General features: G+C 61.7%; 19 protein-coding genes and 1 pseudogene. 6 read left to right on the forward strand and 14 right to left on the reverse strand.

The genetic code is table 11. The annotated features are described in order from the left end of the window. The first annotated feature begins 20 nt into the window (after positions 1 to 20). The 3 genes from J3A64_RS15920 to J3A64_RS15930 all read left to right on the forward strand — a co-directional run bounded on the left by J3A64_RS15920 (position 21) and on the right by J3A64_RS15930 (position 2,396). On the forward strand, positions 21 to 587 hold the full coding sequence (locus J3A64_RS15920; protein ID WP_011773221.1) for an HdeD family acid-resistance protein: 567 nt from the start codon (positions 21 to 23) through the stop codon (positions 585 to 587). A gap of 70 nt (positions 588 to 657) precedes the next feature. Further along, entirely contained in the window at positions 658 to 1,464 is an 807-nt protein-coding gene (locus J3A64_RS15925; RefSeq protein WP_011773220.1) for an exodeoxyribonuclease III, read from the forward strand. Positions 1,465 to 1,496: 32 nt separating this feature from the next. After that, positions 1,497 to 2,396: a hypothetical protein gene (locus J3A64_RS15930; RefSeq protein ID WP_011773219.1), complete on the forward strand. Its 900-nt coding sequence runs from the start codon at positions 1,497 to 1,499 to the stop codon at positions 2,394 to 2,396. Here the strand turns inward: J3A64_RS15930 and J3A64_RS15935 are convergent. The 4 genes from J3A64_RS15935 to J3A64_RS15950 form a co-directional block, all read right to left on the reverse strand. Further along, complete coding sequence (locus J3A64_RS15935; RefSeq protein WP_011773218.1) at positions 2,393 to 3,460, reverse strand: LacI family DNA-binding transcriptional regulator; 1,068 nt, start codon at positions 3,458 to 3,460, stop codon at positions 2,393 to 2,395. The two genes, J3A64_RS15930 and J3A64_RS15935, sit on opposite strands and share 4 nt — an antisense overlap. A 115-nt stretch (positions 3,461 to 3,575) precedes the next feature. Beyond that, the gene (locus tag J3A64_RS15940) at positions 3,576 to 4,538 is read right to left on the reverse strand and encodes a carbohydrate ABC transporter permease (protein WP_011773217.1); all 963 of its coding nucleotides are present in this window, start codon (positions 4,536 to 4,538) and stop codon (positions 3,576 to 3,578) included. Beyond that, positions 4,535 to 5,500: a carbohydrate ABC transporter permease gene (locus J3A64_RS15945; protein WP_011773216.1), complete on the reverse strand. Its 966-nt coding sequence runs from the start codon at positions 5,498 to 5,500 to the stop codon at positions 4,535 to 4,537. Before J3A64_RS15945 ends, J3A64_RS15940 begins: the two co-directional genes overlap by 4 nt. A 96-nt stretch (positions 5,501 to 5,596) precedes the next feature. Continuing rightward, a complete protein-coding gene (locus J3A64_RS15950) occupies positions 5,597 to 6,943 on the reverse strand; it encodes an ABC transporter substrate-binding protein (RefSeq protein ID WP_011773215.1) in 1,347 nt (448 codons plus the stop codon). A 250-nt stretch (positions 6,944 to 7,193) separates the two neighbouring features. On the opposite strand from J3A64_RS15950, the gene J3A64_RS15955 reads away from it, so the two are divergent. Then, positions 7,194 to 7,595: a helix-turn-helix transcriptional regulator gene (locus J3A64_RS15955; RefSeq protein WP_210064836.1), complete on the forward strand. Its 402-nt coding sequence runs from the start codon at positions 7,194 to 7,196 to the stop codon at positions 7,593 to 7,595. 5 nt (positions 7,596 to 7,600) lie between these two features. Here J3A64_RS15955 and J3A64_RS15960 read toward each other — a convergent pair whose 3' ends face one another. From J3A64_RS15960 to J3A64_RS16005, 10 genes are all read right to left on the reverse strand, one after another. Then, positions 7,601 to 8,317, reverse strand: coding sequence for a DNA alkylation repair protein (locus J3A64_RS15960; protein WP_011773213.1), 717 nt, complete (start codon positions 8,315 to 8,317; stop codon positions 7,601 to 7,603). Positions 8,318 to 8,413: 96 nt separating this feature from the next. Then, positions 8,414 to 9,205 (reverse strand): anti-sigma factor domain-containing protein, encoded by a 792-nt coding sequence (locus tag J3A64_RS15965; RefSeq protein WP_011773212.1) that lies wholly within the window; start codon positions 9,203 to 9,205, stop codon positions 8,414 to 8,416. Then, positions 9,192 to 9,806: an RNA polymerase sigma factor gene (locus J3A64_RS15970; RefSeq protein ID WP_014920569.1), complete on the reverse strand. Its 615-nt coding sequence runs from the start codon at positions 9,804 to 9,806 to the stop codon at positions 9,192 to 9,194. Before J3A64_RS15970 ends, J3A64_RS15965 begins: the two co-directional genes overlap by 14 nt. A gap of 16 nt (positions 9,807 to 9,822) precedes the next feature. Beyond that, the gene (locus J3A64_RS15975; protein ID WP_210064837.1) at positions 9,823 to 10,503 is read right to left on the reverse strand and encodes a class F sortase; all 681 of its coding nucleotides are present in this window, start codon (positions 10,501 to 10,503) and stop codon (positions 9,823 to 9,825) included. A gap of 123 nt (positions 10,504 to 10,626) precedes the next feature. Further along, on the reverse strand, positions 10,627 to 11,481 hold the full coding sequence (locus tag J3A64_RS15980; protein ID WP_210064839.1) for a DUF4397 domain-containing protein: 855 nt from the start codon (positions 11,479 to 11,481) through the stop codon (positions 10,627 to 10,629). A gap of 122 nt (positions 11,482 to 11,603) precedes the next feature. Continuing rightward, positions 11,604 to 12,215, reverse strand: a complete 612-nt coding sequence (locus J3A64_RS15985) for a hypothetical protein (RefSeq protein WP_011773208.1) — start codon at positions 12,213 to 12,215, stop codon at positions 11,604 to 11,606. Further along, entirely contained in the window at positions 12,212 to 12,859 is a 648-nt protein-coding gene (locus J3A64_RS15990; RefSeq protein ID WP_210064841.1) for a DUF6286 domain-containing protein, read from the reverse strand. The genes J3A64_RS15985 and J3A64_RS15990 overlap by 4 nt, the downstream gene beginning before the upstream one ends. Beyond that, positions 12,856 to 13,236, reverse strand: coding sequence for a hypothetical protein (locus J3A64_RS15995; protein WP_210064843.1), 381 nt, complete (start codon positions 13,234 to 13,236; stop codon positions 12,856 to 12,858). Before J3A64_RS15995 ends, J3A64_RS15990 begins: the two co-directional genes overlap by 4 nt. Further along, on the reverse strand, positions 13,233 to 13,424 hold the full coding sequence (locus J3A64_RS16000; protein ID WP_014920563.1) for a hypothetical protein: 192 nt from the start codon (positions 13,422 to 13,424) through the stop codon (positions 13,233 to 13,235). The genes J3A64_RS15995 and J3A64_RS16000 overlap by 4 nt, the downstream gene beginning before the upstream one ends. Then, the gene (locus J3A64_RS16005) at positions 13,421 to 13,867 is read right to left on the reverse strand and encodes an Asp23/Gls24 family envelope stress response protein (protein ID WP_011773204.1); all 447 of its coding nucleotides are present in this window, start codon (positions 13,865 to 13,867) and stop codon (positions 13,421 to 13,423) included. Before J3A64_RS16005 ends, J3A64_RS16000 begins: the two co-directional genes overlap by 4 nt. A 470-nt stretch (positions 13,868 to 14,337) precedes the next feature. On the opposite strand from J3A64_RS16005, the pseudogene J3A64_RS16010 reads away from it, so the two are divergent. Both J3A64_RS16010 and J3A64_RS16015 read left to right on the forward strand, forming a co-directional pair. Next, a pseudogene (locus J3A64_RS16010) lies at positions 14,338 to 14,793 on the forward strand (DUF6318 family protein); the annotation flags it as partial. A 235-nt stretch (positions 14,794 to 15,028) separates the two neighbouring features. Beyond that, the gene (locus J3A64_RS16015; RefSeq protein WP_210064845.1) at positions 15,029 to 15,754 is read left to right on the forward strand and encodes a hypothetical protein; all 726 of its coding nucleotides are present in this window, start codon (positions 15,029 to 15,031) and stop codon (positions 15,752 to 15,754) included. Positions 15,755 to 15,773: the final 19 nt, after the last annotated feature.

The raw sequence follows: 15,773 nt of genomic DNA on the forward strand, positions 1-15,773 counted from the left end.
TGGTTGGATACGCTGACCGTATGTCGGACGTAGCGGATCGCAAAATGTTCAAAAACCCGGGAACTGCTTTGCTGGTCCGGGGAGTCCTTTCCATAGTTTTCGGCCTATTGATCATTGTTTTGCCCAGCGCCACCGCATTGGTGGTAGTTGTCATGTTCGGAGTTTTCGCAATCATTGACGGCATTACCAGCGTGGCGCATTACTTTTACGACCCCGCCGGCCGTTCCCGCTGGACCGTAGTAGGTGGGTTCATCTCCATTGCGGCCGGCATTGTGGCAATTGCCTTGCCGGGAATCACGGCAGCAGCAATCGGTGTCCTCATTGGCTTGTGGGCCCTGGTCCTGGGCCTTTCCCAAATCATCCTGTCCCTTGCCGCGAGGAATTTTATCCGGAGCTGGGGTATCTGGCTCCTGACGGGCCTGGTGACCACCGTGTTCGGGATTGTTGTGCTGGTGAATCCGGGTCTCGGTCTGCTGAGCCTGGTGTGGATGTTGGCAGGGTTCGCGATTGTGACGGGCTTGCTGTTGCTCGCGTCCGGCATCGGGCTCCGCAAGCTGGCCACTTCACCGCCGTTGTTCGCCCGCTGACCCTGAGAGTCCCCCGGGTAAAAAGCCGTCAGGGGATGCGCTCAGCGCCAAGTTCGGTAAGTTAGTGGCTGTGAAGATAGCAACCTGGAATGTGAACTCCCTCCGCGCCCGTGCCGACCGCGTTGAAGCCTGGCTTGAGCGCAGCGACTGTGATGTCCTTGCCATCCAGGAGACCAAGTGCAAGGACGAGAACTTCCCGTGGGAGCTCTTTGAACGCATGGGGTACGAGGTTGCGCACTTTGGGGTGAACCAGTGGAACGGCGTTGCCATCGCTTCCCGTGTGGGTTTGGACGATGTGCAGCGCACCTTCCTGGACCAGCCGGCGTTCGGCAAGGCAGGCAAGGATCCCGCACAGGAAGCCCGTGCCATCGCAGCCACCTGCGGCGGCATCCGCATCTGGAGCCTCTACGTGCCCAACGGCCGTTCACTGGACGACGAACACATGCCGTACAAGATCAAATGGCTGGACGTCCTGCAGGGCCACGCAGCCGAATGGGTAAAGTCCGAACCGACCGCCCAGATCGCACTCATGGGTGACTGGAACATCGCTCCCTTCGACGACGACGTGTGGGACATCGAGCTCTTCCGCAACAACAATTACACCCACGTCAGCGAACCCGAGCGCGCCGCCTTCCACGCCTTCGAAACAGCCGGATTCACCGACGTCGTCCGTCCCTACACTCCGGGCCCGGGCGTCTACACGTACTGGGATTACACGCAGCTGCGCTTCCCCAAGAAGGAAGGCATGCGCATCGACTTCTGCCTCGCATCACCGGCTCTGGCATCGCGGGTCACCGGCGCTTCCATCGACCGCGAGGAACGCAAGGGCAAGGGCGCTTCGGACCACGCTCCCGTCATCGTAGAGCTTGCAGACTAAGTACAAGGTCACTGACGAAAGGGGCGGCTGACATGACTGGAAACCTGTATCGGGGCCAGGCAGGTCTGCCGTTCTCGTCGTCGCTGCGCATTTACGAGCCCCTCGAGGCCTTCCCGCCCGAGCAGCAGCGCCAACTCGTGGCGGAGGGCAGCAAGGCGGGTTCCCGGGCCGCCATCGAAAATGCGGAGCTCCAAGCCTCCCTGGGACGCATCACGCGCTCCGGCGGTGACCCCTTCCCCACCGGCCGCACTGACCTGGTGCGCATGACGCGGGTGCCGGGCGGACGGCACGCGGCGGGGTCGGCGACGGCGGCGAATAAAGAAGATCACGACGCCGGACGGCTGCTCTACTGCCCCAGCCAGCTGGTGATTCGGGCCGGCTTGGCAGCGAACGCGCTCATGGACGGCGTGCACAGTCCGCTGGCCGATCTTCTTATTCCGGTATCGCAGCGGGACAAGCACCAAATCAGGATCGATCGCATCAACGCCGGGGAAGACGCCAAACGCGTGCATACCCGAGCCTCAACCTGGGGAATCCCGTTCAGTTGGTTCTCTCTCTTCACCGAGTCGGACCGCAAGGACGTGGTGGAATCCGAGGGGCGCATTCTGACCGTCCGGGTATGGACACCCATCACTGAGGCCCTGGACCGGGCACGCTTCGCCGTGGCCCACTTGGCTTTGGCAGCGCCGGACTTGGACATGCTGGACGACCTGACGCAGCTCACGGAATGGCTGGAACTTTTCCATGTTCAGTCCATGGTGGAGCTGGATTATGGTGCCGTAGCTGACAAGGTGTACCCGGACGAATCCCCCATGGATGTCCGGCTCGGCATCGAGTGCTTGGCTGAAGGCGACATGACCGGCGCGGCAGCTGCGTACCGACGGCTCGCCTCGCGGTGGATTCCCATCCGGCAGTTGGCCCGCGCTTCTTAGCTTGGCTGTCCAGGAAAGTTGGGCGGGGCTGTTGTCTCGCGGACAATCAGCTTGTGGGGTGCCACCTCTGAATGCACCGCTCCCGGGTTACCGTCAAGCTCATCCAGGAGCATTTTGGTGGCCAGCTCCGCCTGATTGTCGGGCCGCTGGCCCACGGTTGTGAGCCCGATGGACGACGAGAAGTCATGGTCGTCGATCCCGATGACTGAGAGGTCCTGCGGCACCCTGACGCCGTGGCGCCCCGCCTCGAAAATGACGCCCATCGCCATCTCGTCGGACGAGCAGAAGATGGCTGTCGGTTTACGGCCGGGCTGACTCCAGAGCCGGTTGAACGCCTGCTGTCCGCTGGCGACAGTGAAGTCCCCCCATTGGTCCCATTCAGGACGGACTGCCAGGCCGGCGTCGGTCATCACTTCCTGGAAGGCGCGGATACGCACGCGGGGAACGTCGAAGTTCAGGTCCGTCTCATCGTCGCCATGAAGCAAAGCGATGTCCTTGTGGCCCAGGTCCAGCAGATGCCGCACGGCGGTGGACGCGGCGTCGTAATCATTGATGCCGATGTACGCGCAATCCTCAACATGACCACCCACCACTACCAGCGGGATGTCGATCTTGTGGAGGTGTTCCAGCTCTTCCTCGGTCAGGGACATGCATAGCACCAGCAGGGCATCAATCTGCTTGTAGACCATGGTGGAACTGAAGAGCCGCTCACGGTTGCTGCCGTGGCCGCCCAAATTGAACAAGGACAGGTTGTACTTGCGGGAATGCAGTTCCCGGTCTGCGCCTTCGATGGCCTTGGAAAAAAACCAGCGACTAACGAAAGGGGCCAGCACGCCGATGGTGCGTGTGCGGCCCGTCGCCAGACCCGAGGCCGACGACGACGCCACGTACCCCAGGGAACTGGCTACTTCGAGGATCTTTTCCCGGGTTGCTGGAGACACCCGGGGCAGTCCGCGGACCGCCCTGGAGACAGTGGCGGTGGAGACTCCGGCAGCCGCTGCGACGTCCTCGATGCTAACGCCCGTATGGCCGCCGCGTTGGGATCTACCCGTTGTTTTTGACACAGGCTCCCCTCTCCGGCCGCCGTTGCTCCGCCTTCACACCTTAATTGTGGACTTGTGGTTTGCAGCCCTCGGTTACGCGGCGACGTAACGCGCAACGCAACCGAGGCTGCGGTTCCTACCCCTTGAGGCCACCGGAGAGCAGGCCGCGCACGAAGTAGCGCTGCAATCCGAAGAACACCAGGAGCGGGACGATGATGGAAACGAATGCCGCTGCCGGGTTGAGGTAGTCCCTGGCGCCACGGGTACCGGAGATCTCAGCCAGACGCTGGGTAATCGGGGCCACGTCCGCTGTTCCACCGGAGAACACCAGCGCCACCAGTAGGTCATTCCACACCCACAGGAACTGGAAGATTGCCAGGGAAGCAAGTGCAGGCACCGACAACGGCAGGATGATCCGCCAGAAGATGGTGCTGTGTCCGGCACCGTCCACCCTTGCTGCTTCAATGACTTCACCGGGAATCTCGGAGATGAAGTTGTGGAGCAGGAAGATGCCCAGCGGGAGGCCGAACATGGTGTGAGCTATCCACAGCTGCGCGTACGAGCCCGCGGGGAGTTGCAGGGTCTGCGTGAAGAATTGCAGGAGCGGAATCAGGGCCATCTGGAGCGGGATGATCTGCAGGGCAAAGACGAAGATGAAGAGTGCGTCACGGCCCTTGAACTTCCCCCATGCGAAAACGTATGCGGCCATTGACGCCAGCACCAGCACAAAGATGGTGACCGGGATGACGATGGCTATGGAGTTGACGAAGTACTGGGAGAGGTTGGCAGATTGCGAGCCAGCCGGGGTCAGGACGTCCGCGTAGTTCTTGAACGTGAAGTCCCAGTCAACAAAGGCATTCCACCAGCCGTTGGAGCGGGGACCCACCTGCTTGGCGGCCGGACGGAACGAGGTGACAAACAGGCCGAACGTCGGCACGGACCATACGACGGCGATGATGATCGCTGCCGCTGTTGCCCACTTGGACGTGAGCTTCGTCTTGACCCGACGCATGATCGGCTGGGCGTCCTCCGTGGGATCGGATCCAGGACGCTGCCGGGTGGCCTTCGAGGCCTCTTTCGGGGCTGGCGTGGCTGTCAATGGATCTCCCTTTGCTTGCGAAGGACTCGAGCGTTGTACACGACGATCGGCAGCACCATCAGGAACAGGATCAGGGCCAGTGCGGCACCTCGTCCTGGCTCACCGGCACGGAAAGCCTGCGTGTACATTTCGTTGGCAACCACGGACGTGTCGTAGTTGCCTGCCGTCATGGTTCGGACAATATCGAAGACCTTCAGCGTGGCGATGGTAATGGTTGTGAGCACCACCACCAAGGCTCCGCGGATACCGGGGACCGTGACATTGCGGAACTGTTGCCAGGCGTTGGCCCCATCCAGACGGGCTGCTTCGATGAGCTCCACGGGGACACCCTTGATAGCAGCGGAGAGAATCACCATGGCAAAGCCGGTCTGGATCCAGACCATGACGATGATGAGGAAGATGGTGTTTTCCGGTGCGTCCAGAAGGAACTGCTTGGGATCCATGCCCAAGGCGTCCCGGAAGAAGTTGATGACACCGGTCTGCTCGATGTTTGGACCGCGGTAGTCATATACGAGCTTCCAAATGATGCCTGCGCCCACAAAGGAGATGGCCATCGGCATGAAGACCAACGACTTCAGAACCCGCTCGCCACGGGCTTTGTCGATGAACACTGCATATGCAAGTCCAAAGCTTGTGGACAGCAAGGGAACCAGGACGGTCCAGATGACGGTGTTCCGCAGAGTGGTCAGAGCCTCTGGCTGCGTGAACATCCAGACAAAGTTGTCGAAGCCGTTGCCGTTGCCACTGGCATCCGTGAACGCCAGCATTGACGTGCGAATGGCCGGATAAACAAGGCCCACCAGCATCAGGATCGCGGCAGGGGCAAGGAAGCCGGCCACGGTGACTTTGTCCTTGACTGATTTCGGAGCCCTGTCCACCAACAACATGATGAGGCCGATAACCGCTGCGAATATCGCCAGGGCTATCACTACTTGAAGGAGTTTTTCTCCTATAAATTCCATACCCAACCTCCGGGGCGTGAGTGAATCACTAAGTTCCGGGAAAAGCGCTGCCTCCCCGCCTGGGAGTTCCAGTCAGGGGAGGCAGCACTTTGGGAGTTAGCTCTTAGGCCAGCTGGATTCGATGCTGTTGGCAACATCCTGCGAAGACGTGCCGTTGATCCACTGCACGATGCCCTTCCAGAAGGAGTTGGAACCAACCGCACTCGGCATCAGGTCAGAGCCGTCAAAGCGGAACACAGTCTCGGGGTCCTGAAGGATCTGGACGGTCAGTTTGTCGAGGTCGGACTGTGCGTTGTTGGGATCCAGGCCCTTGTTAGCACTGACGACGCCGCCAAGCTTGACGCGGTTGTTGGCAAAGTCGGCGCTTGCCAGGTAGGCCAGGAACGACTGAACCTCTGCAGTGTCCTTGTATGCGCCCACCATTTCGCCGCCACCGGTGACTGCCTTGCCCTTGCTTTCGTCGATCGGCGGGGTGATGAAGGCCCACACGTCGCCATCTTCAGCAACGTTGGTTCCTGCAGGCCAGTTGGCTGCCTGGAAGTTGGCCTGGTGGTGCATGGCGCACGTACCATCCAGGACCGGCTGGCCAGCCTGGGCGAAGCCGGTGCTCAGGATCGAGCGGACGTCACCGAAGCCGCCGTTGACCATTTCCTGGTTGAGCAGGATATCGCCGGCCTTGTTGAAGGAATCAACGATCTTGGGGTCGTTGAAGGGGATCTGGTGAGCTACCCACTGGTCGTAAACCTCGGGGCCATGCGCACGCAGGACGACGTCCTCGATCCAGTCGGTGCCGGGCCAGCCGGTAGCCTCACCGGACTCGAATCCTGCGCACCACGGCTTCATGTTCGGGTCGTCCGCGGCAATCTTCTTGGACAGCTCGATCATTTCGTCCCACGTCTTGGGGACTTCCCAGCCCTTGTCCTTGAAGGTCTTGGGCGCGTACCAAACAAAGCCCTTGACGTTGGCCAGCATCGGAGCGGCGTAGTACGTGCCGTCCACGGTGCCGTACTTCTTCCAGTCAGGGGACCAGTTCTTGTCTACAAGATCGGAGACAGTCTTCGGAGCTGGCTTCAGGTAGCCTGCCCGTGCTTGGGTGGCAAGAAGACCGGGCTGCGGGAAGATCGCCACATCAGGGGCGGTGCCGGACTGGGCACGGACACCGATCTGCGTTTCGAATTCCTTGCTGCCCTCGTACTTAACGGTGATGCCTGTGCAGTTCTCGAACTGCGCCCAGGATTCCTCGAGGTTGGTGGCTTCAATGTCCACGATGGTGGAGTAGACGGAGACGGTCTTGCCGTCATGCTTGCCATAGCTTTCGTAGGCGGAGCAATCCTCCGAGCCGGCGGTGGATCCTCCACCGCCACCATCTCCGCTACAGGCGGAAAGGGTAAGTGCCAGAACACCGGCGGCTGCGACCGGTAGCAGGTACTTGGTTTTCTTCATGCTAAAGACTCCTCGCTGAGTACAAAGATTCGGCGGCGCAATTGATGTGGTGACGCTCACACTAGTCATTGTCCGCGTCGGAATGCAAGCGCTTACACGTAACGTAACCGCATCGATACCAAGTAGCCTGACTTTCGCTGCGGAGAGCTGGGTAGCCGGGCCTAAGCGGGCATTTGCGGTCGGGCTTCACGCTCCGCCATTGGACTTGTCGATTTGATTGCCTACTATTGCCTATGGAAAAGTAGGAATCGTGGATGAACTTGAAGCACTGCAAACCATTGGCCGCCTGATCAAGGAAGAACGCCTGGCGCAAGGGCTGAGCCAGGTTCAGTTGGCCAAACAGGCGGGAACCGCCATCAAGACCGTTCGGACGTTGGAGTCCGGAACGCGGCGCACACAGGAAATCAACCAGCGCAAGCTTGAGCATGCCCTGGGCTGGAGGGCAGGGTCTGTTTCAGAGGTCCTGAAAGGCAAGTCCACCTTCGCTCCGGACATGATCACCCCCGACGACATGCGATCGGGGGACGAATCACGTCAAGGACCTCCGCGCGTTGCCGTTCCCAGCGCTCCCATAGCCCGGGCCTCGCACCTCTCCGACGAAGAGCTCCTTGCCGAGCTCACCTACCGGATGATGCACCGTAACAGGGGCTAAAAGAGTTATTTGATGGCTTGGCGCCGCACCATCTCATTGATCCAACTCGGAGCGAACGGCGATGTGCAGTTAGGCGGCGTAGGGTAGTCCTTCAGCACTTCCAGGCGCTCACCGATGTCCAAGGCCCTGGCACGGTGCTCCGGGAACTCAATGCCGATCTGTGCCAAGCAGTGGTTCATGGCCCACTGAAGACGGTCCGGAGCGTCCTTCATGTCGGCCTCAATGATGTCGAGCAGCTGCACGATGTCCAGGCCTTCCGGCTTCCTGACCACCCTTTCGGACGTCAGCGCCCATCCGGCACTCGCCACCACAGGATCGGGATCGGAGAACCAAGCCAATCGCAGATCTTCGGAGTGCGGGCTTTTCTTGACGACGTAGTTCACCAGCCAGTCCTGCACTTTGGGCGTCCGCGCTTCACGCAGCATGCTGTCCAGCTCGGCCCGCCCAAAGGCCTTGGGACGGCAGATCAGAAGTGCCAGCAATTTGGCAGCGGTGTCGCCCGTGTCCCAGAGCTCCCGCGCGAGATCCTGTTGGGTCTTCAGCCGCTTCGCGACGGCACGCAGTTTGCTGAGGTTTACCCCGTGGTCATCGCCGTGTTTTTCATTCACTTCGCGAGCCCGGGGTTCTTCCAGCGCGGCCAGTTCCGCCATAAGCCCGGCCACAGTGGTCTCGAGCAGAGATTTGTCAGGCGCAGATGTTGAAGCCACTGTTGTTCCAGCCACTGGGGCCTCCTGTCCTTCGGTATGGGATTCAGGCTACCCGCAACTGAGAGCGCGAGGGCAGCCCACGCCAATGCGATTCACACCAGTGAAGGGCCCTCAGGAAGTGAGCGAGCCCCTGACGATGCTGACGCTGGAGTGGCCGGGATTTCCGTCCAGTGGTTCATCCGAAACGTCGACGATGGGGAAATCGGCCAGATTCAGGTCCGCCGGAAGCGGGAAGGTACCTGAGTCCGACTTCATGATTCCCAGACTGATCAGCCGTGTGAGGTCCGTGCCAATAAGCCAGACCTCCTGGTAGCCCTGCGCTTCTTCTTTGCTCAGTTTCACTTCCAGGGTTCGCGTTCCATCAGGGGACTCAAGGACTGTCGCCGATCCTGTAGCAGTGTGCTGGGCAAGTGGCGTCAGCTCTGCTCGTGCCAACGGCGTTGCCGCCTGGTTGATGTTCCATAGGGTTGCACCGGCGATGACCAAGGCACCTGCTGCGGCGACCGCCAGCCAGGTCCCGCGGCGTTGCCACCCTTGGGGACGTTTCTTGACGGAACGTATGTCCGCGGGTGGTGCTGCTGGTTGCTCTGGTTCGGTTGGACCGTTAATGCCGGGCTTGCTGGTTTCAGTTCCTGTTGCAGAGCCCGCTGCGGAGCCCAAGGGGTCTTCCCGGATTGCGTCCGACAAACCCAGTTCCCGGTGAATCCCACTCCACACACTGGGCCCGGGCACCTCAAGGGTGCTGCTGTCCGGCGTGGTTTTCATGGCGTCAACGGCGCGGCGCAAAGCGGCGTACTCCGCCGAGCAGGCATCGCAGCCGCTAAGGTGCTGCCGGCCCTCCTCATCGAGCCAGTCACCGTAAAGCGCCAGGAGGCTCAACTCTTCCGGATCAATGTGCGGCATGGTCAACCTCCAGTCTGCTTCTTAGGTGGATCAAGCTGCGCCGAATGTGGCTTTTGACGGTACCAAGCGGTAGTTCAAGCCTGCGGGAAATCTGCTCGTGCGTCAGGTCTTCATAGAATGCCAATTTCATGATGGCGCCCTGCGGTTCACCAAGCCGGTCGAGTTCGCCGTCCAGGAGCAGCCTGTCGGCCAGCACCTCCACAGCTCCCTCCGTAGGACCTCCGCCGCCGGTGTCTTGGACCTGGGCGACGGCAAGGACTCTACGAACTTCCCGGTTCGACGCTGAGTGGGCGTCCGCAATGACGTGGCGTGCAATGCCCACTATCCATGCCGGCAGGCGCGCGACCTCGGGGTTGAAGGTGTCCCGTGAACGCCACACCCGGATAAACACCTCTTGGGTGACGTCGTCGGCCGCGGCACGGTCCCTCAAGGACCTCAAAGCGAGCGTGTGAACCAGCGGGGCAAACTGCCTGTAAGCAGCCACAAGTGCAGACTCATCCCCCGCCATGAATGAGGCGGTCAACGTATCGTCCCACTCGGAAGAAACCTCGTTTGGGGATACCAAAGGAGACTCCTTCCCGGCGTCAGCGACGAGGACCACGGCCGGGTTGGGGTGCTTATTCAAGGACCGCGGTGACAATCACATTGTCGCTGTAGTCCATTCGTTCGTCCAGCCATCTGCCGCCGCAGGTGACCACTTTGAGTTCGTGCGGTCCGGTCCGGCGGAACAGCGAGTCGCCGTCAAAGGCGTCCTTGGCCATCAGCGTGACGGAGACAACCCGATAGTTGAGTGCGGGAGCACCCTCCCGCCCTACGGTTATCAAGGTTCCGGCCGGCAAGGATTTCAGCTGGGAGAACGGCGCCTGGTCAGAGGTGGTGTCGATGTGTCCGGCCAGGACAGCTGTGCCTTCCGCGGCTCCGGGGGCGGATCCGAATCGGTACCATCCGGCCTGGTAGAAGGTCTGCGGTATCTCCATAGCCCCACCGGGCGCGACCCCCACGGGGATAACGGCCATGTCAATTGACGTTCCGGCCACCTTGAGCGACACCGGAGGGGGAACCGCCGCCGGCTGCGTGGGAGTTGTGCCCTTCAGCGAGACTTCGGCAGGTGGTCGGGACGGCTCGGCCGGTGGCAGCGACGGTTGAGTCTGCTGCTCGCTGGGGTCCGGGCCGCTTGCCTCACTGGAAGAACTACCGGCCGTCAACGGTGTCGCGGTTCCGCATGCCGTCAGAACGAGCACTGCCATCCCGGCGAGCGCCGCCACCCGGCGGCTTCGGCTTGGCTTACTTGGTGTCATAACGGTTGTTTCCTGGCGTCTACGGCCGGATGCTCCGGCTGCCGTGATTGATGCGGGGTCCTGGCCGTCGTTACCGGACGACCAGGACCTGTTCCGCTCTTATGTCATGCCGTTGCCTTGGCCTTAGGACTTCCTTGCGGCGGAAGTGCGAACCTTTCCAAGCCCCACGACGATCAGCAGCAACGTTGCCGCCGCGAGTCCGCCGCCCAGAACCATCAGTTCTGTCGGGACCATCTGTTCTGTCGGGACACTGCCCGATGAGCCGTCCAAGGCGCCTGGTACCGATCCGGGAGCCGAATGCAGCCCGTCAATGGTCTGCACCGCTAGTTGAAGGCTCTTGTCAGTCAGGCTTCCCCACGCATAGACGATGGTGTGCGTGCCTTCGGCCACCGTCACATCGGCCGGGCCAATGACAGGTGCTGTCGTACCCGCTGCGGCCACTGCGGCCGAAATCGTACCCGGGTCAAGGGTGAGCGTTTGCTCATTGGGGTTGGCCAGGTTGGTCACCACGGCTGTGCCGCCGGCAAGCACATCCACAGCTGGCGCCGCGGCCGTGTGCCGGACCGTCAGCTTGCCCTTGCCGGCATCGATGCGCGAGACGTCGTTCGTGAAGAAGTTCGCGGTTGGCTTCCCGGCCGCATCGAGGTTGGCGACGGCGGTGTAGTTGCCGTTCGCCGCCAAGGTCACCGTCACCGGCCCGATAACGGGGGCAGAGGCATCGGCAGCGTCCGAGGCGGTAATGGCCAGATCGTAGGCACCGGGCGGAAGTGCCAAGGGCCCGGCCAGAGTGCCGGGAGCGAAGTCATCCAGGGTTCGTGCTCCGTTGACCCAGACGTCAACGGTTAACCCAGGCACTCCGTGCAGTACGGACAGGTGCGCGTCACCCTCCGCCGCCTGTGCGGGGACAGCCAAGACGATTGCTGCTGCCAGTGCTGCGGCGCTGGCTCCTGCTCCTGCCGTAAGTATTCTGCTGCGCATATCCTTCTCCTCAATCGGCCCGACGTGCGGGGATTTTGCTGATACCCCTACTACCGACACAAGGCAGGCTATGGATGCGGATGCGCTGTATTTTTGTGGATGTTTTCTCTGCGTGCGCCTTGTCAGCGGACCCTTTCGGCCTTGGTGAACTTGGATCGGGCACCGGAGACCATGTGCACCAATACCGGGGTCTTTTGTCCGATCACAAGGTCCAGCGCTTCAACCAGCTGCGACACTTCCGCAGCGAGGAGGTGGGGCGCCACTCCTTGCCTCGGTTGAATGCGGATGCGCAGGCCCGGTTTGCCCTTTACCTCCAGTGTCGCCACGGATGCACCAGCGAGGTCGGTCCGTTCAGACAAGGCTGCCCGTAGCGCCTGTTCAGCTACGCCACCACCGATCCGGACTTCGCCGTCCACGTCGCTGTCGTCGTCGCTGGCCACCAGCAAGTTGGCCCTGCCTTTGCCCTGCTGTGACAGCCAAGCGATCATCGCAATGATGATCGCCACCAGGATCAGGCCTGCCACAATCCACAACCAGCTTTCTTCGCGTCCGGGGAGGTGCGTCTGCCGGAAAGCATTTTCGGCGCCTGCCCACACGGAAGCCGACCAACCATGCCACCAAGTAGCCACTGCCGGCACAGTAGCCAGCAGCAGGAGAAGCAGCCCGATGGCCAGCAGTTTCACACCGATGATGAAGAGCAGTACGCGGTTGAGGGCACGCGGTGTTCCGTTCACGCTCCGATCACCCCCGACGACGCCAGGTTGACCCTGACAGCAGGCATCGGCAGGGGCGACATTTCTTCAAGTTCAGCCTGCACGGCAGTCAGCACTGCTTCTTCGCTGACCCGGCTGCCCGAGGTTGGCCGCACGTTCACCACAACCAACTGTCGCGAGACAACTACCATGACTTGTTCCTGGGTAACGTTCGCGGCAGTTCGTGCACGACGTGCCAACGCAGAGGCCAGGACTTCGTCATCAACCACGACGGCGGTCCGCGGGTCCCGGAGCAAGTGACGGGCGCGTCGGCCCGGCAGAACAGCGTGGAGGAGGAAGAAGAGGCCGACCATGGCAATGACCGCACCACTCGCACCGAGCAGCAGGGGTGAGATGCCTTCCGGGAGGGCAATGATGCGCTCGGCGGCCGTGGTGGGATCAATGAGCCATGGGGGTTGCCCGATGGCGCGGACACCTGCTTCGAGGAGTGCGTAGACACACAGAACAATGACCAGGACGGCTGCAATAACGGACGCTCCAGCACGGGACGAATGCGTCTCGCGGCGCAGGATACGGCTCATGTCGGGGTCTTCCCCGGCCACCGGGCTGGCTCCCGCGTTCGGGCCCGTTGCCTTCATTTGTTGTGTTTCCTGATCCTGGGTCACTGGACGCGGCCTCCCTCAGTGACGTGTGCTCCGCTGATCCTGATGTCCACCCTGCTGAGTTGGGAGCCGCTGAGCCGCGTGACGGTTTCAAGAACGAAAGCCTTGGCCGCCACGGCACGGTTCCAAATGGACCCTCCAAATCCTTGGACACGCTGCGGATCACGCAACACCTCGGTCAAAGCCGGGACGCTGATAGGTGCCACGATGGACAAAGCCAGCAGGCCGTCGTCGTCCGCCCAATCAGCGCGGATGTCGCTGGCCTCAACGCCGAGCGCCTCCGCTGCAGCGGCCCGAGCCAACGATGTCAATGCCTGGGTACTGATCCGGTTATGGCCGGCCAGGCTGGTGGTGAACTCCACAGCCTCAGCCACGCTCATGACGAAGAGCGCCGGCCCGTAATGGCGTCCAGCACACTGCGAAGATCCAGCTTGCCCTCAGCCGCGCGGCCGAACAGCGCGCCGATGCCCATGAACAGCAGGGAGATCAGGAAACCCCATAACCCGAACGAGAAGGACATGAAAGCTACAAAAGCGCCGATAGCGATTCCCACCACGGTCATGCTCATTGGAGTGCATCCCTTTCCACTACCACTGCCTTGGCTCCGGCGGGTTTGGCCGGCGGTGCAATGAAGACATCGGTGATCTCGATATTGACCTCGATCACTTGAAGGCCAACCAGTTCCTCCACGGCGCGGTACACCGCAGCCCTGACTTGGTTGGCAACGCCGTGCAGGGGATGGCCGTAGAGAGCAACCAACGTGATATCCACCGCCACCTGGGTCTCCCCGACCTCAGCGCGGACGCCTGCTGCATGGTCGGAGCTGCCGACGGCGTCGCGAATGGCACCCAGCGCACGGGACGGAGCCGAGCCCAAGGAGTAGACGCCGGGCACGGTGCGGGCAGCGATACCCGCTACTTTGGCGACGGCCGCCTCGGAGATGATGGTGCGTCCGGTCCCAAGGATTTCGCCCCCGGGCACGGGATCAAGCTGCACGTTCTGGTCTTCCATGGAGCACTCCCCTTCTCTTGAGTACCACCCTAGCGTCTAGCTCCGACGCTTTGGGAGAAGCGTCGGAGAGTGGGGTGCGCGCGGCGGCGGCTGCTCGCAGATCTGCTCGGTTCAGTCCTGGATGGGAGAGCGCCAGCGATGAGGCCTTCGCCCACATCCACGTTATCCACAGGCTGGAATTCGTGACTGGGTCGCGGCAGTTCGCCCCGCCTAGACTGGCCGACACATCACCAAAAACAGCTGTTGGGGAGCCTGTCATGCCGCGCCATTCGTTCACGTCTTCGCCTTTTGTCCGCACTCTGCCAGCGGTTTGTGCCCTCGCGGTTGCGATGCTTCTGAGCGGCTGCGCGAGCGGCTCCACACCCAACAGCGCAGCTTCCTAAACAGGCCCGACGACGGCGGCGCCCACCCCAAGCGCCTCGGTCCCCGCAGCGTCGGCTACTCCGTCTGCCGCCCCCGTATACAAGCCCGCCGACGCGACGGGGAAAGCACAGAACGTGCCCGTTCCCGTGATGCCCGAGCTTGCGAAGGAGAACTCGAAAGCCGGGCTGGAGGCGTTCATTGGGTACTGGTACGCGCAGCAAAACTATGCGGCAGAATCCGGCGACCAGTCTGTTTGGTCCAGCCTCAGCGGACCTGAGTGCCAGACCTGCAAACGAATCGAGAAGGGCATCAGTGACAGCCACATCAACGGCCGGTGGTCCGTTGGCGGAAAGATTTCCGTCCCAGCCGTTGAGTCCATCTGGGTTGACGGAGCCATCGTCCAGCAGGCAAAGGTCCAAGTTATCCAGGAACAAATCGACTATTTCAATGCTGAGGGAACTCCGGGGCGGGCCTCCGAGAAGGCGACAAACTCTGCCTTTGGCCTGGTTGCTACATATGGTTCCTCGGGATGGACGGTGACCAATCTTGGCCTCATCAATTAGTCGTTCCGCTTGGCTCACGCGCGCTTCTTCGGTCGTGAGGATAACCGTCGCCGCACTCATACTTGCGTCACTTAGTCCAGCGCATGCTGACACGGACAGTTGGGCGGGCTACAACAATCAACAGGATGCTCTTGATCTCACGAGCAGGTTTCGAATCGACCCCGCGACTGGACAGCTGGCACCCAGCCTCGGCTCAACATCAACTTCACCCGCCTCCGAGGACCCAAATCAGTACATGGCCGACACCCACTGCCGCGCCGACGGCCCCGACACCAAAGACCCGGGCTGCGACGCCCTCGACTGCCCGGCAACCACACCCGCAGGCGAGGAAGGCACTCCGGTCATCTGGAAAGAAGCCCCCAAAGCCATCACCAACCCTGGCTGGACAGACTGGATCCCTGTCAGTGGTCCCACCTGCCTCTATGACTCCGAACCCGAGAACGTCCTGGCCAACATCGCCGCCCGGATCCTGAACGACTTCCGCCAACTCCCCGTCAACCCCGGAAACCTCGAAGCCCAGCCCTTCCCCCACACCCTCAAAGGCGGACCCACCAACTTCTACGCCACCGCCGCAGACCAAACCTTCGACCTCACCATCCTCGGCCAAGCAGTCCACCTGACCGCCACACCCACCAGCTACACCTACACCTACGGAGACGGCACCACCCTCGGACCCACACCCGCCGCCGGCTACACCATCCCCGAAACCGAATGGCTCAACAACCAGACCCGCACCAGCCACACCTACACAGACACCGGCAACTACCAAGCCGCCGTCACCACCAGCTTCACCGGCACTTACTCGGTCAACAACGGCCCACCACTACCCATCAACGGCACCCTGGACATCACCACACCCACCAAAACCATCCACGTCTGGGAAACAGAAAAAGCACTCGTCGCCGACACCTGCCAAGAAAACCCCAACTCATGGGGCTGCCCCGGCAGCCCGGAAAACTAGCCTGCGCTGGGTGAACCCA

Source organism: Pseudarthrobacter sp. PvP004, from assembly GCF_017876035.1.
Classification (GTDB): domain Bacteria; phylum Actinomycetota; class Actinomycetes; order Actinomycetales; family Micrococcaceae; genus Arthrobacter; species Arthrobacter aurescens_A.

Bases quoted from the DNA above. Each gene is read 5' to 3' on its own strand.
- J3A64_RS15920 (WP_011773221.1), top strand. From the start codon at position 21: ATGTCGGACGTAGCGGATCGCAAAATGTTCAAAAACCCGGGAACTGCT.
- J3A64_RS15930 (WP_011773219.1), top strand. From the start codon at position 1,497: ATGACTGGAAACCTGTATCGGGGCCAGGCAGGTCTGCCGTTCTCGTCG.
- J3A64_RS15945 (WP_011773216.1), bottom strand. From the start codon at position 5,500: ATGGAATTTATAGGAGAAAAACTCCTTCAAGTAGTGATAGCCCTGGCG.
- J3A64_RS15950 (WP_011773215.1), bottom strand. From the start codon at position 6,943: ATGAAGAAAACCAAGTACCTGCTACCGGTCGCAGCCGCCGGTGTTCTG.
- J3A64_RS15965 (WP_011773212.1), bottom strand. From the start codon at position 9,205: ATGCCGCACATTGATCCGGAAGAGTTGAGCCTCCTGGCGCTTTACGGT.
- J3A64_RS15975 (WP_210064837.1), bottom strand. From the start codon at position 10,503: ATGACACCAAGTAAGCCAAGCCGAAGCCGCCGGGTGGCGGCGCTCGCC.
- J3A64_RS15980 (WP_210064839.1), bottom strand. From the start codon at position 11,481: ATGCGCAGCAGAATACTTACGGCAGGAGCAGGAGCCAGCGCCGCAGCA.
- J3A64_RS15995 (WP_210064843.1), bottom strand. From the start codon at position 13,236: ATGAGCGTGGCTGAGGCTGTGGAGTTCACCACCAGCCTGGCCGGCCAT.
- J3A64_RS16000 (WP_014920563.1), bottom strand. From the start codon at position 13,424: ATGAGCATGACCGTGGTGGGAATCGCTATCGGCGCTTTTGTAGCTTTC.
- J3A64_RS16005 (WP_011773204.1), bottom strand. From the start codon at position 13,867: ATGGAAGACCAGAACGTGCAGCTTGATCCCGTGCCCGGGGGCGAAATC.
- J3A64_RS16015 (WP_210064845.1), top strand. From the start codon at position 15,029: ATGGCCGACACCCACTGCCGCGCCGACGGCCCCGACACCAAAGACCCG.